We start from the raw sequence: 21,471 nt of genomic DNA on the forward strand, positions 1-21,471 counted from the left end.
TAGGAGGGATTCTTGATGACGTCATCCGACACCGAACTGACGGTCTTTGATGCGGTGGTCCGTGATCCGCGCATTGCCCAAGCGACGACGTTTCTTTTGTGTGTCACGGGCGCGGAAGACGACCGCCGCTTTGCGGGCTCGGCCATGCGGTTGGGCTCGCCCGCGGACGTGACGGCGTTTGGCCAGATTGTGGGCGAGAGTTTGCGCGACCATTTTGGCGCGGCGGCGCTCATGGTGGTGGCCGATTTACTTCAGGGGTTGCACGCGGGCTTACTCCCCGCCGATGACGCGGAATGACGACCCCGCCGCCGTTATGGCCAGTGCGGCGGCCGCCGCTGGTGTTACCTGTGCCGCCGTCGGCGAATCACCAATATCATCCGATTTTGCGCGGCGCCCGGGCCTATGGCATGGCCTTGACTCCCGCGGCCCGGGCCTGGAAGACGGAGGCGGCCCTGTTGGCGCGTCAGTGGGCGCGCCGCGTCGCCTGGGACGGCTCTCTGCCGACCTGGGTCGTGGTGGGGTTTCGGGTCACCTGGCCGGATCGCCGCGCCCATGACCTGCCCAATTTGAAGGCGCTCTGGGATGCGCTCGAACACATTCTCTATCCCAATGATCGCTGGGTCTTGCCGTATCCGTTTCTCCCGACGGTGGACCGGGCTAATCCGCACGTGACCTTGTGGGTGTACCAGCCCGACGAGCTCCCCCCGGCGCTGTTAGCCGGCCCGCCCGCGCCTGCCTAAGGCCGCGCCCCCATGCGCGGCCTGTGGACTCGTGTCTTTCCGATGGTTCTCAGAGATGGTTCTCAGAGATGGTTCTCAGAGATGGTTCTCAGAGATGGTTCTCAGAAAGGATGGGATGTGCATGTCGATGCTTACCGTACCGTTGACCCAACCGTTTTTAGCGCTCGAACAGGATCTCAATGCGCGGCATCTCGAACGGCCCGCCGTGATTCGCAGTCTCTTGGTGGGCCTGCTAGCCCGGCAGCATGTAGTGTTACTGGGCCCGCCGGGGACGGGCAAATCCCGGTTGGTGCGCGATCTCTGTCAGCACATCGGCGGCCAGTTTTTTGAATGGCAGTTGACCCGGCTCTCCACGCCTGAAGAACTCTTTGGGCCGATTTCGCTCCAGGGTCTCCAGCAAGACCACTATCGCCGCATCGCTACCGGCAAATTGCCCGAAGCCGAGATTGCGTACTTGGATGAGACCTTTAAGGCATCGTCCGCCATCTTGAATACGCTCTTGGCGGCGATGAATGAACGCGTCTTTTATAACGATGGACAGGCGGTGCCGATGCCCTTGCATATGCTGGTCGGGGCCTCGAACGAATTGCCGGAGGACCGGGAGGAACTGGGCGCGCTCTGGGATCGCTTCTTATTGCGGCATGTGGTCGACTACCTTAAAGATCCGGCGTCCTTTACGACGCTGTTAAGCCAACCCGCCGCCTTGCCCCCGCTGACGCCCCTTCCCCCGCAGACGGTGCAAGCCGCGCAACAGGCGGTCACGACGGTGGATGTGACGGCCGTCTTGCCCGTCTTTGGCGCGCTCCGGACGGCGTTAGCGCAACAGGGCCTGACGGTCTCCGATCGCCGCTGGCGGCAGAGCATAGCGGTCGTGCAAGCCCAGGCCTGGCTGAATGGGCATGCGGCGGCCGAGACGTCGGATCTGCTGATTTTGCAACATGTGCTCTGGGAAGAACCCGACCAACGGTTGGCTGTTGCGAAAGCAGTGCTCACGCTGATCAGCCCGTTCGATCAAGAGGCCCAGGACATCCTCGATGACGCCAAAGACGCTTACCTGAAAGCCCTCGCCACCCCCGAAGGCGAGGAACGCAATATGGCCGGGTTGGCGGCGAACAAGTCTTTGCAATCCGCCGCCAAGTTATTGAGCGCCGTGGTGAAAAAGGCCCAAGATGCGGGCCGACCGTCCCAACGAGCGCAAGAGGGATTGACGCAGTTGCAAACGTGGGGGGACGAAATTCTCAAGCAGTGCTTGAAGATTTCGTTCTGAGGTCCGGCCGGGGTGCTGCCCCGGCTGGCTTTTTTTGTGCTATCGCTCACGTCGCACCCCGTATGAGGTGCGTGGATTGACACTAGCCCCTAGGAGGCGATGACCCATGGCCTTAGCCACGAACGATTTTTCCTGGATTCACGCGGCATTGGAGGGCGCTTCGCGTTCTCCTCAGCATGTGGAGGGTCCCCGCTCTGATCGATTTGCGTGGGAAGAAGCGACGCAGGGATCCCAAGCGATTCAGGATCTGGTGCAGCGCCAGAACCAATATCCGGCGTTCCCTGCTCTGTTGCAAGATGTGTTTAACACCTTTTACAAGCTGAATCCCGCCCTGCGCGCCCCCGAGCTGGTCGATCCAGCGAGTGCGGCGAACCGTCCTTATGTGGAACAGATCCTCCAGGATACGGCCACGCAGCAAACCCGCACCCAGACCGTGCTCGATGAACTCGCCTCCGCCGTGGCGACGTTATCTGCCGGGCAAAAATTGGCCGAACAGATTGCCGAAAACCCCGACTTGGATCAGGCCATGCAACAACGCACACCGCCGCCGCCAACCGCCCAAGGCGCCCTGGCCAAAGCCGCCCGCCGGGCGATGCAGGCCGCCGGCGACACCGCCCAGGATTTGCAGAGCCAGCTCATCAGCTGGGGCTTGGACCCTGCGCAACTCCAGACGTTGCCGCTCGGAGAACGCCTGGCGATGGCGCATGATCTCCTGCAACCCCAATTTCGTCAGGTCGCCGACCTCATCGGCCGGTTGCGCAATCTGGCGCGCGCCCGCCAAGGCGGTGCGCTGCGGCACTTGCGCGATGAGTATTATCGCGTGACCCAGGGCCATGACCTCAGCCGGGTCTTGCCGGTCGAATTGTCCGCGTTGCAGGACCCGCTCCGTCAACTGGATTTTGGTCGGCGCTTGTTAGAAGGCCAACTGGCCCAGTACGATGTCCGCCCGGTGCCACGGCACGGACGCGGTCCGATCCTCTGTGCCATCGACTGTTCCGGGTCCATGCAGGGCCCCTCCATGGAATGGGCCAGCGCCGTGGGTCTGGCGCTGATGGATACGGCCCGGCGGCAAAAACGGGATTTTGGCGCCGTGTTCTTCAATGGGGATTTGCAAGCGGAGTTTCTTTTCCCAAAAGGCCAAGCATCCCCGCAAGACATTCTGCGGTTTGCGCAAGTGGGAGCGACCGGGGGGACCGCGTTTGAACCGCCTTTGCGGTGGGCGCTGGCCCAACTCGAGACGGCTCGGTTCAAGAACGCGGACATCACGGTGATCACCGATGGCGTGTGCCGCCTGTCCGACGCGTTCTTACAGGATTTCCTGACCGCCAAGCGGGCCTGGGGCTTTCGAGTCTTCTCCATCCTCATTGGGGGGGTCGAGGACGGGATCCGTCCCTGGTCGGACCGCATTTGGGCCTTAGCGGGGGAACCTGATGACGCCGCGGCCGGCGCTGTGTTTGCCGAGGTGGTGGCCCCGCCGGCACCCGGCGGGGATCGGGTATGACTCTCGATTGGCCGTGGACCCTGACGACGCCCTGGGGCGCCTGTGCGCCGGTGGTGCGCCACGCGCAGCATGTGACCTATCCCGCGATCCCCATCGGCCCCCGGGGCGTGCCGGTGACGCTTCATGTCATCCGGCGCCATCACCGCTGGCACTGGCAGATTCCCGCCCTGCACCGCGCCGGCACGGGGTATGCCACGCCGAAAGCGGCGCTCATAGCCGCCTGTCAGGTGATCACCGAGATATTCGGCGGGCCCTGTGCCATCACGACCGCACCGCGGGCGGACGGGTAATCGGATCACGGTCTTTCATACACCAGCACGGACCCCTTGCGGGGGACAGGAGGGACGTCGATGATTGCAAGGTTGATCGGGGTGGCCCTCGGCATGGTCCTCGTCCACGAACTGGCTCATGCCGGCGTCACGTGGGCACTGGGCGGGCGCGTCGAGGGGGTGGTGTGGCGGGCGTGGGGCGCGGTCGGCGTGCGCCTGCGGGTCGACGGGTTGACCCCCTCGCAGGTGGCGTTGACCGTGGCGGCCGGCCCGGCCGCCGAAGCGCTGTGGTTGCTGGGCGTGTGGGCCGTGTGGCCGACGCAGGCCCTGTGGTGGCTGATGCTGGGAGTGGGGCAATGGGCGCTCAATCTGGTGCCGTGGCCCGGGGTGCCCAATGATGGGCGGCAGTTATGGCGTTGGGCGCGGATGACCGCGCGTCTTGGAAAGGAGGGAATGTCCCGGTGAATGCCCGCACCCATCTTTTAGGCGGCCTCGTGGTTGCCAGCGGCGTCGCCGCCACGGGGATGCTGGGGCATCCCTGGGCCTTGGCGCTGGCGAGTAGCCTCGGGAGCCTGCTCCCCGATTGGGATCATCCCCAGTCGACCCTCGGCCGCTGGCTTCCCTGGCCTTCGGTCTCCCGCTCGCGGGGCCCGCACGTGCCGCCGATGGTAGGGCGCGCGGGGTGGCCCCACCCGATTTGGCACCGACACCAAGCGCACTCGCTCGTCGGGATCACCCTCGCGGTGGCGGTGGTCTGGATCGGATTGGTCGGGCTCTGGTCGGCCTTGCCGCCGGGCCTTGGGCACGGACTGGTGCCCTGGGGCGTGGTCGCCGCCGGCTTATGGCTGGGCAGTCTCAGCCATTTGATCCTCGATGGCTTTAACGAGACGCCGCAGTGGTGGCTCTGGCCCTTTTCCCAACGCGGCTTTCGGTGGCCCTGGCATGGGTCCGTGCGCACGTGGGATGGGCCGATGGCGCTGGGGCTCGTGGGGCTCTTGCTTGTCTTATGGCTGTGGCGTTAGCGCGAATTGTCGCGATAGAACTCCAAAGGAGGCGCCCTCTGATGTCCCTTGGTTTCTCTTGGCCGCTCCTCGATCGTTCCTGCGTCCGGCCGCTTCAGATCCCGCCGTACTGGACGGTGGCTCCGTCCCGGTGGTCCGGCGCGCCCTGGTCCCTCTCGGCGCGCCAACGGCAGGCGTGGTATGGCGCGGTCTGGAATGATCCCGCCTGGTTTGTGCACGCCTGGACCCCGACGCAGCTGGTGCTGGAGGTCGGGTCGTATTTTGATTGGCTGGCGACCAATCGGTTGCTCACGCGGCCGCTCCCGACGTTGCCGCGGCCCATGCGGGCCTGGGTGCGGGCGTATCCGTGGGGAGACGTGCCGCAGGCAATCCCCCACGCCCGGATTGCGCTGGCCGCGACTGGATTGGTCCACGATCGCTTGGGCCGCTGGTTGTGGGTGCAGCGGCCTGGTCAGACGCGGTGGCATGGGGTCGGTGGCGGCTTAACGCCGGACGACGGGGCTACGGCCGCCAGTCCCGCGCACGCCTGGCAGCGCGAAGTGCGCGAAGAACTGGGCATTGCCGTGCAGATCACCGCCGCGCTGGGTGCGGTGGCGTCGCCCTGGGCGGATGAGTGGGTCTGGGGCTTTTTAGGTCAGTGGGAGGGGATCTGGGAACAGGCGCCCTGGCGCACCGCCCCCGATGGGCCGCTCGAAATCGGGGCGGTGCAGACGCGGCGCGCGGCGGATCCGGCGCCGGCCCTGGTCACCCCACTCGCGGCGTGGCTGTGGCAGGCCGTCCAGGATCGCGAGGCCCTCGGCGCTGCCGAGGGCGCGGCTGTCTCATTATTCCGCATCGAATGAGGTGATCCGCGTGGCAACGTGTACGCAAATGAAGCAGACCGTGCGCATTGAAGACGTGATTGGTCAGGTCGTCCCCCTGACACGGCATGGCGCGTGGTATCGCGGCCGCTGTCCGTTTCATGCCGACCAGCATCCGAGTTTGGTGGTCTGGCCCGCGACGCAAACCTGGAAATGTATGACGTGTTCCCCGCGGCGGGATGATGTGATCGGCTTTGTGGCGCGCTGGCATCAGGTGTCCACCGCGGAGGCGCTCCGGTGGTTGCGGACCACTTATGCCCCCCACGGGGCGATCGCCCCCCGGCCGACACCGACCCCAGCGGCGCCCGCGCGCGCCCCGCTGGCGGTCCGCGATGCCACCTACCGCGCCTGGCTGGCTCAGCAGACGTTACACCCCAGGCACCGCCATGCGCTGCACGCCCGCGGGTTGCCCGATCGCGTCATCGCGCAAGCGGGCTTGGTGAGTCATACGCCGGGTCTTACCGCGATCACGCCGGCCCAGCCCGGCGTGCCGGGCTTTTGGCATCACCAGGGTCACTGGCATATCGCGGGTCCGGCGGGCGTCATCATTCCGGTGCGCGACGTCACCGGCCAGATTCAGGCGTTGCATGTGCGGGCGGACGATCCGACCCGCGGGAAATACCGCTGGCTGTCGTCCAGCGGCCGCCCCGGCGGGGCCAGCTCGGGAGCCCCGGTGCATGTCGCGCGCGGCGTCGATACCGTCGTGTGGGTGACCGAAGGGCCGCTGAAAGCCCTCGTGGCCCACGCGCGTTTGCAACATACCGTGTTAGGCATTCCCGGCGTTCAGGCGTGGGCCCCGGTGCCCGCGCTCATCACGGCCTTAGGTCCGCAGGAGGTTATTTTAGCCTTCGACCGCGAGCCCGATCCCGCCAAGGCCGCGCTGGTCCGCGCGCACGAAGATCGGCTGGCGCACGCGTTGCGTACGGCCGGCTGGCGCGTGCGCCGGGCCCAGTGGACCGGGGCCAAAGGGCTCGATGATGCCTTGCAGGCCGGTTGTCCGGTCTCGTTTACCCCCGAGTAACCCCCCTCAGGAGATGATGACGCATGACGTGGTCCCAATTATGCGCGGCCCTCGCCGACGATCCGACCGAACGTGGGCTTCGGGACGTGGTCCCGGCGCGCGATCAATTCTGGCTAGCCGATCCGTTAGATGCCGACGACACCGTCGGCCACGTGATCGTGCAGCTCGACGACGGTCTGTATGGCATTCCCTATACCGCTGTCTGGCCTGATGACGGCTGGGAACAGTTGGATCTGGCCCACGCCTGGCCTGTCCCCGCCCTTCCCGCGCTTCCCGCCGCTTTGCGGGTCTATGCGCGGGCCACCGCGACGGTGGTGCGTCTGCTGGGCGACGCGCGCTGGCAGGCGCTGGATGCCCAGCGCGTAAGGGACGCGCGGATCGTCTCGTAACCATTTTCTCTCCGAAAGGATGTGCGATGCGATGCCCTCTTCTCTCACCCCCTCGACGCCTTCCGCGGCGGCGGGGGACTGGGTCACCGATTTGTTACACACGCACCCCGACCTCGGCCACTTGGTCTGGTTTACTGTCGAGGCCGGCGCGATGGCCCAAGCCGATTGGCTCGCGGCCATCGCCCAAGCCGGCCTGGCCCATTATGGCCTGCCCGCCGGGATTGCGCCCACCACGGCGTACGTGCGCGGTTTGCGCACGTTGGGGCAGGGCCCGGATACGCGCACGCTTCTGCGCCGCGTCGCCCGACACCGGGGCACGGTGACGCATCACTGGATTCGTGAAACCACCGCGTCCGGGGCGGTCACCTTTCAGGTGTTAGCGGCGATTACCGGCCACCCGCGCACCGGGACCCTCACCACGGTGGAACGGCGGGCGTCCTTGACCGCCGCCGAAGAGACAGCCCTGGCGCGGTTGCCCGACGCTATTCAGGCCGCGGGCCAGACCTATACCGCCGGGGACCGCCGCCGTCAAATTCGGACCTGGTTAGCGCGCGTCGGCGCGTTAACGATGGTCGCCGCGGGTCCGGTCCAATTTGTCCCCACGGACGCCCAGGGCTTGCTGACGGCCCTCACCCGCGCCCAAGCGGCGCTGGGTCTTCAGGTCTGGACGTTGCCCCTCGCGCGCTCCGCGGACGTGATCGCGACCGTGACGGCGAGTCTCGATGCCGAAGTGACGCAAAAAACAGCCCACTTGCTGCACCAGCTTCAGACGGCCCGCGCGGCGCCAACGCCGCTCACGACGGCGCAACAAACCCGGTTTGTCACCGCATTTCAGGCATTGCAACAGCGCGTGGAACACTATACCCAACTGTTGGATGATGAGCACAGTGCGCTGACGCAGCAGCTGGCGCTCGCGCGCACGGCGATTATGCAGATGCTGACCGCCGGGGCCGAGGAGGGGTAGCCATGGCGTCCCCTCTCCTCGCCCGCGATGCGGCCGCCGCGGAGACCGTATTTTATCTCGGGGCCGCTCGCTGGCGGGCCAGTCTTGCGGCCGTCATTACGCATGTGGAAGCGTGGGCGGTGACGGCCCCGCACGCCTGGCAGACGCTGATGCAGGCCCCCTACGCCCACACGTCCGATCACATGCCCCCGATTTGGCGCGCTCAACTGGCGGCGGTGCAGGCGGGCCGCTGCTTTTGGTGTGGCCAGCCCTGGACCGCGACGACGGTGTCGGTGGAACATGTCGTGCCCTATGCCTCGGCGCTGTGGGCGCACGCCCCTCGGTTGGAACAACTGCTGAGCCTGCGATTGAGCCATCAGGCGTGCAATCACGCCTATAACGCCTGGCGGCTGACCCAAGCGGCGCCGCGGCTCGCGGCGCTGGACACCCGATTACTCCGCCAAGTGCGTCAGGGCATTGCCCAGAGTCCCACCTTGCAATTGGCGGCCTATCATCATTATCGCGCGGTATAAGGAGGTCATGCTGATGTCCCAGCCCCCCGTTACTGCCCCGTGGTCCACGGCGGCGCTCCAACAGGCCCACTGGGCGGCCACGCTGGCCGATCCCCCCAAGTTTAATCCCCACGAAATTCGCCTCTCGGAAGCCGGACAATGTGCCCGGCGGCAGACGCTGCGGGCCTTAGGCGTCGTGCCAACGCCCCCTACGCCCCGGGAACTCGCGATCTTTGAGACCGGCCATTGGGCGGAAGACCGCATTGCGGCGCTGTGGGAGCCGCAGTTTCCAGGCCAGATTCAACGCGAAGTGGAGGTCGTGACCGACTTTGGCGTCGGGCATATTGACCTCTGGATCGATCCGATTGCGCATCTGGTCGAATGCAAAACCACGACCGCAAAGCGGATCCCGGATTTACCGTTGCCGGCGCATGTGGCCCAGGTCACGTTATATCTTCACTTTTATGGCAACGCGCGCGGCGCGACCGCGGAAATTAGTTACTGGATCAAAGAGACGGGCGAAATCCGGTCGTATCCGGTCGTGTATGACCCTGATTTGGCGCGGACCTTGGTCGTGGGATTGATGGAAGTCCAATTGGCCATTACGGTGCTGAAAACGCCGCTGCCCATTCCTGACGACTATCAAGCCACCCATTACCCGTGTGCGTGGCACACCCCGCAGGGCTTGCGACGCTGCGGCTTTTGGGACGCGTGCTGGGGATCGCAAATCACGACGACGCACGACGCCGCGGCCTGTGTCGCGGTCGCGCCCCCGCTCGCGGCGGATGTGGCCGAATATGCCACCTTACGGACCGAACAGCAGGCGCTCGAAGCACATCTCGAGGTGCTGAAAACGCGGCGGCAATCGCTGGAGGCCACGTTTCGCGAGGTGCTGGCCGCGCATCAGGCCGCGGCGCTGCAAGCCGACGATGTCCGCCTCAAACGGACCGTCATCCCTGGCCGCACGACCACGGATTGGAAAGCCGTGGTGGCCGATGGCGTGGTGTCCGAGGCGGCGCTCCAGCCGTATCAAAAAACCGGGGCCGCGTATGACCGGTGGACCGTGCAACACCCGATTCCCACCAAATCCCGTAGGAGGCGATCCTCATGACCAATCCCTTTACCCCGGCCGTCAAACACCGCCATTTTTTGCGGATGGCGTTAGTCGGCCCGGCCGGGACGGGCAAAACGTATACCGCCTTGCGGCTCGCGCAGGGCTTGGGTGCGCGCATTGCGGTGGTCGACACCGAACATGATTCGGCGTCGCTGTATGCGCCCTTGTTCGCCTTTGATGTGCTGCCCTTAGGCAGCTTTGCCCCACAGGCGTATTTGGACGCGATTGCCGCGGCCCGCACGTACGGCTATGACGTGCTGATTCTCGACTCGCTCTCCCATGCCTGGGCGGGCAAGGACGGCATCCTCGAGCGGCAAGCGAAGGCCGCGGGCCCGGACCAATGGGGCAACGACCGGCTGGCCTGGCGCGCGGTGACCGCCGAACACAACGCGTTGATCGAGGCCATTATGCAGGCGCCGTTGCATGTCCTCGTGACATTGCGGTCCCGCGTGGACTATGTGGTCGAGACCGACGCGCAGGGCAAAGTCACCGTGCGGAAAGTCGGGTTGCGCCCCATTCAGCAAGACGGGCTGGAGTTTGACCTCGATGTGGTCGGCACGCTCGATGAGGACCATACCTTGACGATCACCAAAACCCGATGCGCCGCGCTTTCGCGGGGGGTCTTTCCGGAACCGGGCGCCGAGGTGGCAACCCTCTTGCGGACGTGGCTCCAGGACGGCGCGGATCCGTTGGTGGACGACGCCGCCATGCAGACGTTAGGCGCCTGGGTGAAGGCGCATCCGGTCAGTGTTCCGGAGTTGATGCGCCGGATTAACGGGATTTTGCACACGACCTATCAGAATCCCCGGGAGTTAACCCAACCCGAGTTTACCCGGGTGATGGCGGCGTTGACCCAAGACACGCCGGCCGATCCCGCGGCGTCGGCCTAAGCCCCCCGCCTGCCGGCGGGGGCGTCGACAGGCAGCTTCGCTTTATCGCAATCGAAAGGAGTGGATGCGCATGAAACAATTTCGTCCGGCAACCAAACAATTCAGCTATCTCCGCTTAGCCTTGATCGGCCCCGCGGGGTCCGGCAAGACCTATAGCAGCTTGCGGATTGCCACCGCCTTGGGGGCCCGGGTGGCCGTGATTGACTCGGAACGCGGCTCGGCTTCGAAATATGCCGATGAGTTTGCCTTTGATGTCCTCGAACTCGAGACGTTTGCGCCGCATGAATATATTGAGGCGATTCGGGCCGCGGTGGCGGGCGGCTATGACGTGCTGATTATTGATTCGCTGTCGCATGCCTGGGCGGGCAAAGGCGGCGTCCTCGACATGCATGATGCGGCCACCGCCCAAGAACGCGGCGGCAATAGCTATACAGCCTGGCGGACCGTCTCGCCCGAGCATAACAAGTTAATTGAGGAAATTCTGCACGCCCCGGTGCATATCATTGCGACGCTGCGGTCGAAAATTGCCTATGTGCAAGAAAAAGACGAGCGGGGCAAAACGGTGGTGCGCAAGGTCGGCATGCAACCGATTCAGCGCGAGGGGCTGGATTTTGAATTTGACGTGGTGGGCGATCTCGATCAGACGAATCGGCTGGTGATTACCAAGACGCGCTGCCGGGCGCTGGCGCAAGCCATCATTCCGCGCCCCGGGGCGGAGTTGGCCCAAACGCTCCAGACCTGGCTGGGTGACAACAAGCCAGCTCCCATGACCGCGGACCAGGGCCAGCGCCTCGCGCAGGCCATGCAGGCCCAAGGGTGGGATGCCGCGCAGTTGTTGGCGTTCATCAATCAGACCTTAGGCACGACCTATCCATCCGTGCGCGCTCTCTCCAGCGCCGATTATGACCGCCTGATGGCGGCCTGGCCTGCGGCGCACGTCTCCTAATGGCCTTACGGGCCACGCCGGATCTCTCCGCCGCGGCCCCATTCTTTGTTTCCGAAGGAGGGTGTCTGCATGTTCTCGCTTGTCGTCGAAGCGGCCACGCTGCCGCCCGCGGCCCGTGCTGCGGCCCTGGCAGCCTTAGCGCCGGGCCTGCTCGCGCCCGACACCGTGCTCTGCACGGGCCTTGTGCGTCTGGATGTCCCCGAGGCGGTGGTCCCCACGTTAGCCCACGCGGGCGCCGAGCCCCTCCGTGAAGCGATGGCACGCAGTGCGCGGCTCTCGACCGCGCTGGCGACGATTTTAGCCCAGGATCCGGCGCCCCGCGTCGTCGCGGCGCTCATCGCCAATCCCCGCACGCCCGGTGCCGTGTTGGCCCAGGTGGCGGGGCGTGCGGATCTCTCTCCGCTCCTCTTGGCGGCCCTCCGCGAGCATCCGCATTGTTCCGCGGCGTTATCGGCCCAGATCCAGGCGCGGTTACGGGCGATGTCGGCCTAAAAGGCCCTTCGGTGTATGGGCCGGCCCGCTGGGCCTGCTATCATAAGATCATCGCCCGGCCCGTGCGTCGACGGCGATGACCGTCCCCCGGCTCGCGGCCTGCGCCGGGCGTTTTATGGCTATCTTTCGCGAACCACCCAATACGGTGATCATTTCGTCAAAGGAGGGTTTCCATGAGTCCCCCTACGATTTCCGCGATTTTTTGGGCCATCCTGATTGGGGTGTTGGCGACCCCCGTTCTCCGCACCCTCAGCGCCACCTTTCAGCGCGTGCGCGCCGCCAGTCCCTGGCCGTTTGATGGCACGGGACCTCATTGGGGCATTGGGCGGTGGATGACGGATTCGGTGTTTGGGGCCGCCGGCTTTGGCTTTATGGCGGGTTTGTTGGGCCTTTTTGTGCTCTATGCGATCGCCTTGCTCCTCGTCGTGCTGTTGGGCGCGCAAAAGGCGTTTGCCCATGCTATGGGGGAAACGGTCGCCAATGCCGCGCAATTTGTGTTCACCATCGGCTTCGGTCCCATCGTGGGCGCGCTCTTTTCCGTCGGCGTCTTGGTTCTCTGGCACCATCGCCGCCAATGGGAAACCGGACGCTTGGAAGCCTGGATGATCGTCCCGTATGCGACGCGAGCCGCCCAACCTGGGGTGTGGATCGGCCGCATTCGGCGGCCGTCGGGCGACCTCGTCACGGTCTTGAGTGAGATTACGGGCGTGCCCCCCGTGCCCGACAAAACCACGCGATGGAGCCAGTGCGGCATGGATCTCCCGGTCAATCGTCCCCAACCCGTCGACCCTCCGATTCCGGTGACGTGGGCGTGGGCGCCGACGCTCTCGCCCTTTGTGGTGCGCTGGGGTCGACGGATGCCGCCCGCTTAGTCCCCCCTCTCCGCCGAAAGGCCGAGGCGGATCGACAGCCCCGGGGTGCCCCGCTCGGGATCCGTAGCCGGTCTATCAACGAGAAGGAGAAGGTGATGGCGTGCGGTGGCTGACTAGTGATGCGGGGATCACGGCGCTGGTGTTAGGGTTTGCGATGTTGTTGCCCGGGATCTGCGGGTCGTGGTTTGCGTCCTGGGTGGTGGCGATGGCTATCGGCGTCTTTTTGCTGATGGTAGCGGGACTATGGGGGTTGTGGCACCTGTGGCGGTTTGTTTTCCATGATCGGCATCCCGAGACCTGATGGCGTGCGTGTTGTCTTATGGTGCGGCCTGCTCAGTGTGTGTGTCCGTTCCCTGTCGTTTGCTTGATTTTTGCCATAAGGAGTGTGACGAGCGTCCATGCCTCGTCGTATTCGCCTCATCGCCGGGGGGGATTGCCGGGAGTTTACTAGTAGGCAGCTTGGCCGGCTGGTGGTTTTTTCTGCGCCCGCCGAAACCCCCGGCGGGCATCGCCTTGGCGTTAGCCGAACGTCCGCACCGGCATAACGCTCGCTCGCAGCGGCGGTATCGTCAGGCCCTGCGGGCGGCACTGCTCGCGCCGCCGCATACGGTCAGCGGGCTCATTCAGCACACCGATACCTGGGCTGTCTTAGCCGGCTTATCCGCCGTCGCGTCAACCCCGGCAGCTCAGCGTCCTTTGCCGCCGGCGGCCCTCGCAGCGCTCCGCCATACCGCGTAGCCGGGCCGCATGCCCCGGACGCCCGCCGCGTTGTCGATAGCCCTGAGTAGCGTGGCCAATACCGCCAATTTGATGACAACGGCCCAATGGGTGCAAACCACGCTGCCGGCCACCGGCCCGGTTGTGCCGGTGACGCCCCATTCTCGCGTGCTATGGCAGAAGTGGCGGGCGCTTCCCTCCAATCCGGCCACGGCGATTGGACCGCTCCAGCAGTTTATCACCCAGACCACTGCCACCTGGGCTCATCAGCCGGTGTCGCTGGCGAGTGTCGAATTGGTCTTGGTCGCGAGCCAACAGCTCGAAAGCGACGAAGCCCTTCTGAATGGGGCGACGGCCTCCGGGATTCCCCAAGCTGCGCTCTGGCGCCAGGTTGGCTTGCAATTGCCGGCCCAGTGGGCGACGTTTTCCTCCGCGCCGCCGGGGTCTTCCGGGGCCCATGCCACCGTGTCGGCCGCGCCGTTCTTCACGATGGCGGCCCAGAATCCTGATGGCGAAATCCCCTGGACCATTCACGCGCGACCGGATACGGCGATGGCGGTAACGGTGGTCGCGTTACATCAACTGTCCCAGGCGTTGGGATCGTTTCTCGCGCTGAAAGATGCTCTCCAGACGATGCCGGCGCTAGCGCATGACGTCGCGCAACTGCCGCAGGATCTTGTTCACCTCCGCCGTCTTCTGGTGGATCCCCAGGCGGCCACCACGACGTGGCAGGATTTGCAAGCCCTCCAAACCTTATGGGACGTGCCGAGTGCCACACAATCCACCGGATCGGCGCTCCTGACGACCGCCACGGCGATCGTTCGCGGCCGCGCCGCCTTTCCGCTTCACGCCGTCTGGGAGAGTGCGCGGTATGGGGCGTTGTCGGGCACGCGCCTGATCCAGGATACGGGGCAGGTGACGACTGACAGTGTGACGAATTTTCCCCATAGCACGGTGTGGGTGGCAGGGGCGCCTTTCCAACCGGCCCGCATTCCCCTGACCCCGACGCTGCCGATGCCGCCGGTGGTCACGGTGACGCTGCCCTTTCCGTTGTCGGTCTTTTGGGATAACATGGCGCTCGATACCACCACGATCGTCTTCGCGGCGGCCTCCGATTTGCTCACGGCCAATACCGCCGATACGCTCGGCTTGTCGCTCTTGGTCACCTTCGGGCTGCCGGTGGTCCAGCGGCATGTCACCGCGGTCCTCACCCAGCGCCTGCGGGCCGCGGAACACCAAATTCGCACGGTGCCGGTGGTGGGCCCCAATGCGTGGGTGTTGCCGACCACGATTGACCAAGCGCTGGCGCCGCACGGCGCGTGGGCAGGGATGGTGTGGCCTGTCTCGCCAAGGCGCCCCGAAGCCTTTGTGGAGTATTTTGATTCTGCCCTGGGCGGCCCGAATTTTGCCCTGGTCTCGCCGCACGGCCGCGTGTTGTGGCGCTATCAATCCACGGGGCATACGCCGGTTTTGTCCCCGTCGCAGGTTGCGGTGTGGGTTCGTCCGCAGACCCGCGAAGCAGTCGTGTCGCTGACGATTTCCGGCTTTGCCATGCCCAATCGCGCGCTATGGCTGTTCCGCTGGGCGCCGGGCGTATCAACGCCTCAGGTGTTTTCGGTTAATGCCCCGCGCACTGTGACAACGCCGATGCTTCCAGCCTATCATCAGGCGATCCACAACATCGTGAGCTCTTTTGCCAACATGCCCGGTCTAGCGGACGTGCAGGTCGGCCCCCACGGCACGGTCTACGTGGAAAGTCTGAACGCGTTAGCGGGCATTCCGGGCGTCTTTACGATCGCTCCCCAGGGGACGGCAGGCTGGGCGCTGTCGTCTAATACCGTGTCGGCAACCAATACGCTGTCCCCGCCGTTACCCGGCTCGGTCGGCACCCTCTTACCCTATCCCTTCGCCCGCCATCAGGGCTCGGATCTCATGCTGGGCGTGAGCCCGTTACGGCCTCGCACGCCCGTGGCGCTCTGGACGCACAGCACCTTGCAAGGGCGGGCGGCGGGAGTGGGACAAGCTCCGGCGCCCCAGGCGCTGATGGCGGCCCAACAATGGGTGCAGGCGCTCGCCCAGGGGCAGTATCGCCAGGCCTGGGCGCTTATGACGCCCACCTTTCGCCGGAATCCGGGCTGGTACGATCCGCTGACGGCGGGCTATTTTGATCAAGGCCTCGGGTGGGGCTCCCTGCGTTACCTCGAAGCCTCCCACGGCATTATCGCGGGAGGATTTTTTAGTCAGGCCTCCTCGCTCACGGGATTAACCGCGCAGGGTCTGGTTCCCGAAGCCCACGCGCCCCATCATTTTACCGAACCCATTAGGCAAGTGACGTCCTCCGGCGCGGTCACCGGGACGCTGACCCTTCACTGTGTGCCGGTGTCTGGGGGATGGTTAGTCAATAGCGCCACGGTGTTTCTCAATCCGCCGACGCCGGTCACCCCGTGAGGCCCCGGACCCCCGGGGATTCCCGGGGGTCCGGGGCCGGGACTGTTAAGGGTTCGGGCGCGCTAACGCGGTATGACGCGGGGGTCGGCTGAGGTTTTTTTGATGGGTGCGCGCAAAGATTTGATGGAGGGTGCTGGCATCCCAGCCCAGCTCGATGGCCCAGCCTAGCATGAGGTAGAGGACATCGCCCCATTCATTTTGCATCGCAATCCACTCGGATTCCATAAATCCATGGTGAGGGCCTTTTGCGGATTTGGTCACCGTTTCCGCCAATTCGCCGAGTTCGCCCTGCAAGAGGGCTAAGCGGAGTAGGAGGTCTTCACGTGTGCCGGTGCCCACGATAAACTGATTGCGGCGATGAAAGGCTTCGACGGCGTGGAGTATGGCGGCGCAGGATGCGAAAGGCTTATGGATTAAGGAATCGTCAAGCGGTTTTTTAGCAAAATCTTCGGATGGGTTTTCTGACATAGCTTGATTCCTCTCTTTCTTGAATGATTACAGCAAACAGCCTGTCCTGTGTCGACGAGAAATGATAGTATATAGATGCGAATGGAAAAATAAGACAGAGAAAGCCTCGTCAAATTTTAGACTGAAATCTACAATATCTTTATCAAAGGAGAAGCAGTTGTCAACCACCCCGCCCTGAAGGGCGGAGCTTGTCGTAAGCTCCACGGTTGACCAGCCTTAGCCTCTTCACGAGACTCCGTTCGGTCGGTGCACACCCAGGGGTGCTTCTCCAGCCCCTGGCTCTGTGGGTTCACGTTAAAAGCCAGCTCGGGGTAGTGCAAGCGGTGCGTGGACGGCTTTCGACCCGACCGAACATTGGCGAGGAGAGATGTGCGCAAGCACACGTTACCAGCCCCTTACGGGGCTCCGAAAGGAGCATCGGCGAATGGTTGTCGTCTTAGACCAGCACCAAAAACCTCTCATGCCCTGCACCGAAAAGCGGGCCCGCCAATTGCTGGACAGAGGTCGGGCGGTGGTGCACCGGATGGCCCCCTTCACGATCCGGCTGAAGGATCGCACGGCGGAAGAATCCAGGTTCCAACCATTGCGCGTCAAATTCGACCCCGGCAGCAAAACAACGGGGGTCGCCATCCTTTTGGAGGGGGCCCAAGGCCCTAAGGTCATTTTCTTCGGGAAGCTTGTCCACAAAGCCAGCATCAAAGCCAAACTGGACGCCCGGCGGGCTTTGCGTCGAGGGCGCCGCCATCGCAAGACGCGTTACCGGAAAGCCCGGTTTCTGAACCGCAAGCGCCCCCAGGGATGGCTGCCCCCGTCGCTGGAGGCGCGGATCGGTCAAACCCTGCATTCCTTAGCGAAGCTCCGAAAACTCGCGCCGATCACGGCGCTTAGCGTGGAGCATGTCAAATTTGACACCCAGAAGATGCTAAATGCCGAAATTTCTGGGGTGGAATACCAGCAGGGCACCCTGTTGGGGTACGAAGTGCGGGAGTACCTGTTGGAGAAATGGGGCCGCGCTTGCGTCTATTGCGGCGCCACTGCGGTGCCGCTTCAGGTAGAGCACATCGTGCCCAAAAGTCGCGGGGGCAGTGACCGGGTCAGCAATCTGGCCTTGGCCTGCGAACCTTGCAATCTGGCGAAGAACAACCGGACGGCCGAAGAGTTCGGTTATCCTGCGATTCAGGCCCAAGCCAAGACACCGCTGAAAGATGCGGCGATGCTGAATGCGACCCGCTGGCGGTTGTATAAAGACCTCAAAGCGACCGGACTTCCCGTGGAAGGTGGGTCAGGCGGCCGCACGAAGCAGCAGCGCATCGATCACGGCTTCCCCAAGGAGCACTATTACGACGCGCTCTGTGTCGGAGAAAGCACCCCCAAACGGTTCACCAGCCTGCCAGCCTACGTGCAGGTTTGGACCGCCAAAGGCCGGAGCAACCGGCAACGCTGTCGCACGGACAAGCACGGGTTCCCGATTCGCCATTTGTCTGCCAAGAAAGTTCATTTCGGCTTTCAGACCGGGGACCTCATCCGAGCGGAAATACCCAACGGCAAGTATAGGGGCGGGTGGACAGGTTCTGTTACCGTCCGCGCCACAGGCCGTTTCGACATCGCGATCGCGGGCCGCAAAATTGCCCAAGGCGTTTCGCACAAATACTGCCGCATTCTCCAACGCGGAGACGGCTGGCAGTATACAACGCACCGTATAGGTGCTTGAGAAAGGAGACAGGCGCGGCTCCTCCCCGGCCTGAACGCCGAGGTTTCCGCCGCGCCGTTATCTGATGAAAGCATGCCATAACGAAAAGGCTAACGAAGAGCAGTGCATCCAAAGAGGTAAGGATGAAGAGTCCTTTGGGGAGTTAATTACGCAATGCGCGACGGTTGAGACGATGCTTGATGTGCTCAACTATTTTAACCAGACATATCCGGAGGCAATTGTGACTCAGGCCCATCCTACAACTAGCAGTAACTCATCCCGGGATGCGGATCACGATCTTGTCATTAAATCTGGAGAAACCACACACTGTATCGAAATCTCGGACACCATAGGAGAAAAAGGCAGTAGTCACAAAATGACAGAAGATTTAAAAACGCTATACAAGACATTTGAAAATAACAAATCCAATAACAATTATGTTTATTATCTCGGATGTTCGCCAGAAGCTAAAAAATACTTATTTAATAAGAAGAAATCACGTGGGTCTGCACTGTATAAATTTCCACTAGATAACAAAACATATGTTACATATCAAATACCGCAATGCAAAAAAATAGATAACGGCTGTGCTTATCTCATCCAGATAACTTTTCAAGAAAAACTCCACGAGGAAAACCCCTCAGAAGAAGAAAACCTCTAAGAAATCTTCTGCACTATTTACAAATTCAACCCCAAATACACGGCATCCCGTTCCTCTCGGCGAATGCCGATATACGCCAGCGTCGTCCCCGGGCTACTGTGATTGAGGATCTGCTGAATAATGGCGAGATCGACCCCCGACCGAAGCAGCCAGTACCCCACTGAGCGTTTTGCGCTATGGTATTTCGCACAGAGTTTTCTGTAGGCGGTGAGACTCGCCCATCCGCTGGATGGGCTGTATACTTATTTTGAGCGGGCCCTTGTGCCCCGATCGGCCTCCTTCCGGCGTGTTACGTCTGCGATCTGCCGCCTCTTGGCGCGAGCAGAACCGCGGAAGGAGGTGGTGCTGATGAGTCTCCACCTGACCGCACCCGTGGCCTTGGCCCTTGTCGGGTTGATGGGACGCTGGCTGTTTCGGCGTCGCAAAAAATAATCCGCGCGGGAGAGCAACCCGGCGGATTCCCATGATTCTTTAGCACGTTGTTACCGATCGCAGACGTGGAGCTCTGCACGGTGTCCGGTCACCCACCGGATGCCGTGCATCTTTCTATCGTGTTTAGACTACTCCGTTTTCATCCGTTCTGCAACGGGCAACGCCGGTTTAGTCTAGGCCGTTATAATCGAAGGATAGGCCAGGACGTCCGCTTTTTGGCCACACCCCTACGACGCACCCGGGGATGCGTAAACTTTACGATACCCCCGCAGGCGGCCTTTATCACGATCCCTTTGGGTTCTCACAAATTCAGTCCTAAATAGACCGCATCCCGCTCTTCGCGGCGAATGCCAATGTAGGCGAGCGTCGTCCCCGGGCTACTGTGATTGAGGATCTGCTGAATAATGGCGAGATCGACCCCCGACCGAAACGCCCAGTACCCGAACGTTTTCCGGAGGGTGTGAGTGCCCACCGGATCGGTCACCCCCACCGCTTGCGCGGCGTTCCGCAAAATCTCCCAGGCTTGCCCCCGTTGCAAGGGGCGGCCATGTTTTCGCGAGGGGAAGAGGGGATCGGCAGGCTGGGCCTCCGGCCGGGTGGTGAGATAGGCTTGCAACGCTTTCTTGGCCGTGGCGCTCAGGGGAAAGTCTTTCGTCTTGCCGGTCTTCTGTTCGGTGACGCGAATCCGGTCTCGCCACTTGGTCGGCGTCTCGCGGACGTCCCACACCGTCAGGTGGAGGAGGTCACTAATCCGTAATCCGCTGTTAATCCCGAGCGTAAACCAGGCCGCATCGCGCAAGTTTTGCGCCGCCAGAATTTTGCGGATGGCGTCAATCTGTTTCTTATCACGGATCGGTTCGACGGTGTTCACGGGATTGATTGCTCCTTCACGCGATAGTGTCAATCATAACGGTATCCTCTACAGGACTTATTATACAGTCATTATATCGGATTCACAGCTTGTTGTCCTCCGAGACGGTCTCTAGGACGCATTCAGACGGAACCGAAACGCTAGACCCCTTGGGGGTTTGCGGGCGTGTACCGGGGTTTGACGCAATCGGACAGAATTCCCTTCTGTCTGATACGGTTACTCTGGCCCGCGATCCCGCCTTATCTTGATTGTCCCGTCCTGTATCACGCTATCCCGTCTGACAAAAGTTTTGGCACATGGTCTGCGCTCCGTCCTTTTGTCTCATCTCCGCCCGTTGTCTGACGCTCCTTATGGTATAATACGGTGCATAGCGGGATCATGAAGGAGAGATGTGCATGGCGGTGACAACCTTACAAAAACGCGGGGCGCTGACGGTGCCTCAGGCCGATCGCGCGCAACTTCAGTGGACAGACGGCCAACTCCTGCTCACGACGATCCTGCCGCCCGATCGGTTGCTCCTGCGGGCGATTCCGGAGGCGGACGCGCTCTGGCCGGCCTATCAGGCGGATTGGGCGGGACCGTGGCCTGCGCCCGCGCCGGCGCCGCGCGGCCCGTGGCTGCCCCCGCAGGCCCTCTGGCACGCGCAAGCCGACCCCGCCAGTCCGTGGCGGCCGATTTGGCAGGCGATCAGCCGCGGCATGCAGACGTGGCGGTGTGATCCCACGACGCTCGCCACATGGGCCGACCAGATGGCGACCGTGTTCCCGACGCGGCCGCGAGCCGACCACGCCGCGTATTTGGAAGCGATTTGCGCATGGCCTGGGGTGGACCTGCCCGACCGCGCCTTTTGGCTGGCAGTCTGTGCGCACTGGGGACGGTCCGATCGGTCGTGGAGTGAGGTGGTCTGGGTTTTGCGGACGGCAGCGGGACCGGACGAGAAAGCCCCGAGTGCAGGTCCCCCGAGCGAGGAAACCTTATGAGCAGACGGAAGCTGAAGCACGGAGAAACGCTAGGGTGACCCAATCGTAACTGTTATCTCAGTAACCTCGTCATCCGCACTCCCTGCGGTGCTAACATCTTCAGCCAAGACGCAGTCTTCCTCCGACTTCGATTAGGGCTGGTCAACATCACACTTAAATATCGGGGTACTGATAGCTCTTACGAATTACGCGAGGAATGTGCTAAAGTGCGGCGCGGGTGCCACATACATCGGCCAATCTTCCGGACCGTCCGTAAAGTACGAGATGTGGGTTGTAGGTGGTATCAGCAGCTGCCCAATTCTTGGGACAAATATGGACAACCGCTATTCACGGCAGCCCCTTTCCGGAGGATCCTCGTGTGGAGGA

Annotated in this window: 26 protein-coding genes and 1 pseudogene; 24 read left to right on the forward strand and 3 right to left on the reverse strand. The window is 63.1% G+C overall.

The window, feature by feature from the left end:
• Positions 1 to 15 precede the first annotated feature (15 nt).
• The 20 genes from CO251_RS00825 (at position 16) to CO251_RS00915 (ending at position 16,003) form a co-directional block, all read left to right on the forward strand.
• Positions 16 to 297: a hypothetical protein gene (locus CO251_RS00825; protein ID WP_103373928.1), complete on the forward strand. Its 282-nt coding sequence runs from the start codon at positions 16 to 18 to the stop codon at positions 295 to 297.
• A complete protein-coding gene (locus tag CO251_RS00830; RefSeq protein ID WP_103373929.1) occupies positions 294 to 740 on the forward strand; it encodes a RusA family crossover junction endodeoxyribonuclease in 447 nt (148 codons plus the stop codon). Before CO251_RS00825 ends, CO251_RS00830 begins: the two co-directional genes overlap by 4 nt.
• A gap of 121 nt (positions 741 to 861) precedes the next feature.
• Positions 862 to 2,007 carry an AAA family ATPase gene (locus CO251_RS00835; protein WP_158246101.1) on the forward strand — a complete coding sequence of 382 codons (1,146 nt, stop codon included), beginning with the start codon at positions 862 to 864 and terminating at the stop codon, positions 2,005 to 2,007.
• A 106-nt stretch (positions 2,008 to 2,113) separates the two neighbouring features.
• Complete coding sequence (locus CO251_RS00840; protein WP_103373931.1) at positions 2,114 to 3,508, forward strand: VWA domain-containing protein; 1,395 nt, start codon at positions 2,114 to 2,116, stop codon at positions 3,506 to 3,508.
• Complete coding sequence (locus CO251_RS00845) at positions 3,505 to 3,798, forward strand: hypothetical protein (RefSeq protein WP_103373932.1); 294 nt, start codon at positions 3,505 to 3,507, stop codon at positions 3,796 to 3,798. Before CO251_RS00840 ends, CO251_RS00845 begins: the two co-directional genes overlap by 4 nt.
• A 60-nt stretch (positions 3,799 to 3,858) precedes the next feature.
• Complete coding sequence (locus CO251_RS00850) at positions 3,859 to 4,242, forward strand: M50 family metallopeptidase (protein ID WP_103373933.1); 384 nt, start codon at positions 3,859 to 3,861, stop codon at positions 4,240 to 4,242.
• Positions 4,239 to 4,799: a metal-dependent hydrolase gene (locus CO251_RS00855; RefSeq protein WP_158246102.1), complete on the forward strand. Its 561-nt coding sequence runs from the start codon at positions 4,239 to 4,241 to the stop codon at positions 4,797 to 4,799. Before CO251_RS00850 ends, CO251_RS00855 begins: the two co-directional genes overlap by 4 nt.
• Before the next feature lie 41 nt (positions 4,800 to 4,840).
• Positions 4,841 to 5,641: an NUDIX domain-containing protein gene (locus tag CO251_RS17300; protein ID WP_158246103.1), complete on the forward strand. Its 801-nt coding sequence runs from the start codon at positions 4,841 to 4,843 to the stop codon at positions 5,639 to 5,641.
• A 28-nt stretch (positions 5,642 to 5,669) separates the two neighbouring features.
• Positions 5,670 to 6,680, forward strand: coding sequence for a CHC2 zinc finger domain-containing protein (locus CO251_RS00860; protein WP_158246104.1), 1,011 nt, complete (start codon positions 5,670 to 5,672; stop codon positions 6,678 to 6,680).
• A gap of 23 nt (positions 6,681 to 6,703) precedes the next feature.
• Positions 6,704 to 7,069 (forward strand): hypothetical protein, encoded by a 366-nt coding sequence (locus CO251_RS00865; protein WP_103373936.1) that lies wholly within the window; start codon positions 6,704 to 6,706, stop codon positions 7,067 to 7,069.
• 31 nt (positions 7,070 to 7,100) lie between these two features.
• Positions 7,101 to 8,033 (forward strand): DUF6744 family protein, encoded by a 933-nt coding sequence (locus tag CO251_RS00870; protein WP_103373937.1) that lies wholly within the window; start codon positions 7,101 to 7,103, stop codon positions 8,031 to 8,033.
• Positions 8,034 to 8,182: 149 nt separating this feature from the next.
• Complete coding sequence (locus CO251_RS00875; protein ID WP_146038943.1) at positions 8,183 to 8,545, forward strand: hypothetical protein; 363 nt, start codon at positions 8,183 to 8,185, stop codon at positions 8,543 to 8,545.
• A 13-nt stretch (positions 8,546 to 8,558) separates the two neighbouring features.
• Positions 8,559 to 9,635 carry a hypothetical protein gene (locus CO251_RS00880; protein ID WP_242968155.1) on the forward strand — a complete coding sequence of 359 codons (1,077 nt, stop codon included), beginning with the start codon at positions 8,559 to 8,561 and terminating at the stop codon, positions 9,633 to 9,635.
• On the forward strand, positions 9,632 to 10,528 hold the full coding sequence (locus CO251_RS00885) for an ATP-binding protein (RefSeq protein ID WP_103373940.1): 897 nt from the start codon (positions 9,632 to 9,634) through the stop codon (positions 10,526 to 10,528). Before CO251_RS00880 ends, CO251_RS00885 begins: the two co-directional genes overlap by 4 nt.
• 70 nt (positions 10,529 to 10,598) lie before the next feature.
• Positions 10,599 to 11,474: an ATP-binding protein gene (locus tag CO251_RS00890; RefSeq protein ID WP_103373941.1), complete on the forward strand. Its 876-nt coding sequence runs from the start codon at positions 10,599 to 10,601 to the stop codon at positions 11,472 to 11,474.
• A gap of 207 nt (positions 11,475 to 11,681) precedes the next feature.
• On the forward strand, positions 11,682 to 11,966 hold the full coding sequence (locus CO251_RS00895; protein WP_146038944.1) for a hypothetical protein: 285 nt from the start codon (positions 11,682 to 11,684) through the stop codon (positions 11,964 to 11,966).
• 173 nt (positions 11,967 to 12,139) lie between these two features.
• A complete protein-coding gene (locus CO251_RS00900) occupies positions 12,140 to 12,838 on the forward strand; it encodes a hypothetical protein (protein ID WP_103373943.1) in 699 nt (232 codons plus the stop codon).
• A gap of 100 nt (positions 12,839 to 12,938) precedes the next feature.
• Positions 12,939 to 13,139, forward strand: a complete 201-nt coding sequence (locus tag CO251_RS00905) for a hypothetical protein (RefSeq protein WP_103373944.1) — start codon at positions 12,939 to 12,941, stop codon at positions 13,137 to 13,139.
• Positions 13,140 to 13,297: 158 nt separating this feature from the next.
• Positions 13,298 to 13,576: a hypothetical protein gene (locus tag CO251_RS00910; protein WP_103373945.1), complete on the forward strand. Its 279-nt coding sequence runs from the start codon at positions 13,298 to 13,300 to the stop codon at positions 13,574 to 13,576.
• Between the two features lie 9 nt (positions 13,577 to 13,585).
• Positions 13,586 to 16,003 (forward strand): hypothetical protein, encoded by a 2,418-nt coding sequence (locus CO251_RS00915; protein ID WP_103373946.1) that lies wholly within the window; start codon positions 13,586 to 13,588, stop codon positions 16,001 to 16,003.
• A gap of 45 nt (positions 16,004 to 16,048) precedes the next feature.
• Here CO251_RS00915 and CO251_RS00920 read toward each other — a convergent pair whose 3' ends face one another.
• Entirely contained in the window at positions 16,049 to 16,471 is a 423-nt protein-coding gene (locus tag CO251_RS00920) for a MazG nucleotide pyrophosphohydrolase domain-containing protein (protein WP_103373947.1), read from the reverse strand.
• Between the two features lie 424 nt (positions 16,472 to 16,895).
• Here CO251_RS00920 and iscB point away from each other — a divergent pair, with 424 nt between their 5' ends.
• The gene (gene iscB / locus CO251_RS00925; protein ID WP_103373948.1) at positions 16,896 to 18,182 is read left to right on the forward strand and encodes an RNA-guided endonuclease IscB; all 1,287 of its coding nucleotides are present in this window, start codon (positions 16,896 to 16,898) and stop codon (positions 18,180 to 18,182) included.
• Between the two features lie 220 nt (positions 18,183 to 18,402).
• Positions 18,403 to 18,822 (forward strand): hypothetical protein, encoded by a 420-nt coding sequence (locus CO251_RS00930; protein ID WP_158246105.1) that lies wholly within the window; start codon positions 18,403 to 18,405, stop codon positions 18,820 to 18,822.
• A gap of 17 nt (positions 18,823 to 18,839) precedes the next feature.
• Here the strand turns inward: CO251_RS00930 and CO251_RS00935 are convergent.
• A pseudogene (locus tag CO251_RS00935) lies at positions 18,840 to 18,995 on the reverse strand (site-specific integrase); the annotation flags it as partial.
• A 169-nt stretch (positions 18,996 to 19,164) separates the two neighbouring features.
• Here CO251_RS00935 and CO251_RS17945 point away from each other — a divergent pair.
• Positions 19,165 to 19,254: an MYXO-CTERM sorting domain-containing protein gene (locus tag CO251_RS17945; RefSeq protein WP_304465930.1), complete on the forward strand. Its 90-nt coding sequence runs from the start codon at positions 19,165 to 19,167 to the stop codon at positions 19,252 to 19,254.
• A 301-nt stretch (positions 19,255 to 19,555) separates the two neighbouring features.
• On the opposite strand, the gene CO251_RS00940 is transcribed toward CO251_RS17945, so the two are convergent.
• Positions 19,556 to 20,125: a site-specific integrase gene (locus CO251_RS00940; RefSeq protein ID WP_103373950.1), complete on the reverse strand. Its 570-nt coding sequence runs from the start codon at positions 20,123 to 20,125 to the stop codon at positions 19,556 to 19,558.
• 698 nt (positions 20,126 to 20,823) lie between these two features.
• Here CO251_RS00940 and CO251_RS17680 point away from each other — a divergent pair.
• Positions 20,824 to 21,105: a hypothetical protein gene (locus CO251_RS17680; protein WP_242968159.1), complete on the forward strand. Its 282-nt coding sequence runs from the start codon at positions 20,824 to 20,826 to the stop codon at positions 21,103 to 21,105.
• Positions 21,106 to 21,471 lie beyond the last annotated feature (366 nt).

Origin of the sequence: Sulfobacillus sp. hq2 (genome assembly GCF_002903155.1) — a bacterium.
GTDB classification, from domain to species: domain Bacteria; phylum Bacillota; class Sulfobacillia; order Sulfobacillales; family Sulfobacillaceae; genus Sulfobacillus; species Sulfobacillus thermotolerans.

Bases quoted from the DNA above. Each gene is read 5' to 3' on its own strand.
- CO251_RS00835 (WP_158246101.1), top strand. From the start codon at position 862: ATGTCGATGCTTACCGTACCGTTGACCCAACCGTTTTTAGCGCTCGAA.
- iscB (WP_103373948.1), top strand. From the start codon at position 16,896: ATGGTTGTCGTCTTAGACCAGCACCAAAAACCTCTCATGCCCTGCACC.
- CO251_RS00920 (WP_103373947.1), bottom strand. From the start codon at position 16,471: ATGTCAGAAAACCCATCCGAAGATTTTGCTAAAAAACCGCTTGACGAT.
- CO251_RS00870 (WP_103373937.1), top strand. From the start codon at position 7,101: ATGCCCTCTTCTCTCACCCCCTCGACGCCTTCCGCGGCGGCGGGGGAC.
- CO251_RS00840 (WP_103373931.1), top strand. From the start codon at position 2,114: ATGGCCTTAGCCACGAACGATTTTTCCTGGATTCACGCGGCATTGGAG.
- CO251_RS00860 (WP_158246104.1), top strand. From the start codon at position 5,670: ATGAAGCAGACCGTGCGCATTGAAGACGTGATTGGTCAGGTCGTCCCC.
- CO251_RS00825 (WP_103373928.1), top strand. From the start codon at position 16: ATGACGTCATCCGACACCGAACTGACGGTCTTTGATGCGGTGGTCCGT.
- CO251_RS00880 (WP_242968155.1), top strand. From the start codon at position 8,559: ATGTCCCAGCCCCCCGTTACTGCCCCGTGGTCCACGGCGGCGCTCCAA.
- CO251_RS00850 (WP_103373933.1), top strand. From the start codon at position 3,859: ATGATTGCAAGGTTGATCGGGGTGGCCCTCGGCATGGTCCTCGTCCAC.
- CO251_RS00885 (WP_103373940.1), top strand. From the start codon at position 9,632: ATGACCAATCCCTTTACCCCGGCCGTCAAACACCGCCATTTTTTGCGG.
- CO251_RS00900 (WP_103373943.1), top strand. From the start codon at position 12,140: ATGAGTCCCCCTACGATTTCCGCGATTTTTTGGGCCATCCTGATTGGG.
- CO251_RS00890 (WP_103373941.1), top strand. From the start codon at position 10,599: ATGAAACAATTTCGTCCGGCAACCAAACAATTCAGCTATCTCCGCTTA.
- CO251_RS00875 (WP_146038943.1), top strand. From the start codon at position 8,183: ATGCAGGCCCCCTACGCCCACACGTCCGATCACATGCCCCCGATTTGG.
- CO251_RS00830 (WP_103373929.1), top strand. From the start codon at position 294: ATGACGACCCCGCCGCCGTTATGGCCAGTGCGGCGGCCGCCGCTGGTG.
- CO251_RS00915 (WP_103373946.1), top strand. From the start codon at position 13,586: ATGCCCCGGACGCCCGCCGCGTTGTCGATAGCCCTGAGTAGCGTGGCC.
- CO251_RS00845 (WP_103373932.1), top strand. From the start codon at position 3,505: ATGACTCTCGATTGGCCGTGGACCCTGACGACGCCCTGGGGCGCCTGT.
- CO251_RS00865 (WP_103373936.1), top strand. From the start codon at position 6,704: ATGACGTGGTCCCAATTATGCGCGGCCCTCGCCGACGATCCGACCGAA.
- CO251_RS17680 (WP_242968159.1), top strand. From the start codon at position 20,824: ATGCAGACGTGGCGGTGTGATCCCACGACGCTCGCCACATGGGCCGAC.
- CO251_RS17300 (WP_158246103.1), top strand. From the start codon at position 4,841: ATGTCCCTTGGTTTCTCTTGGCCGCTCCTCGATCGTTCCTGCGTCCGG.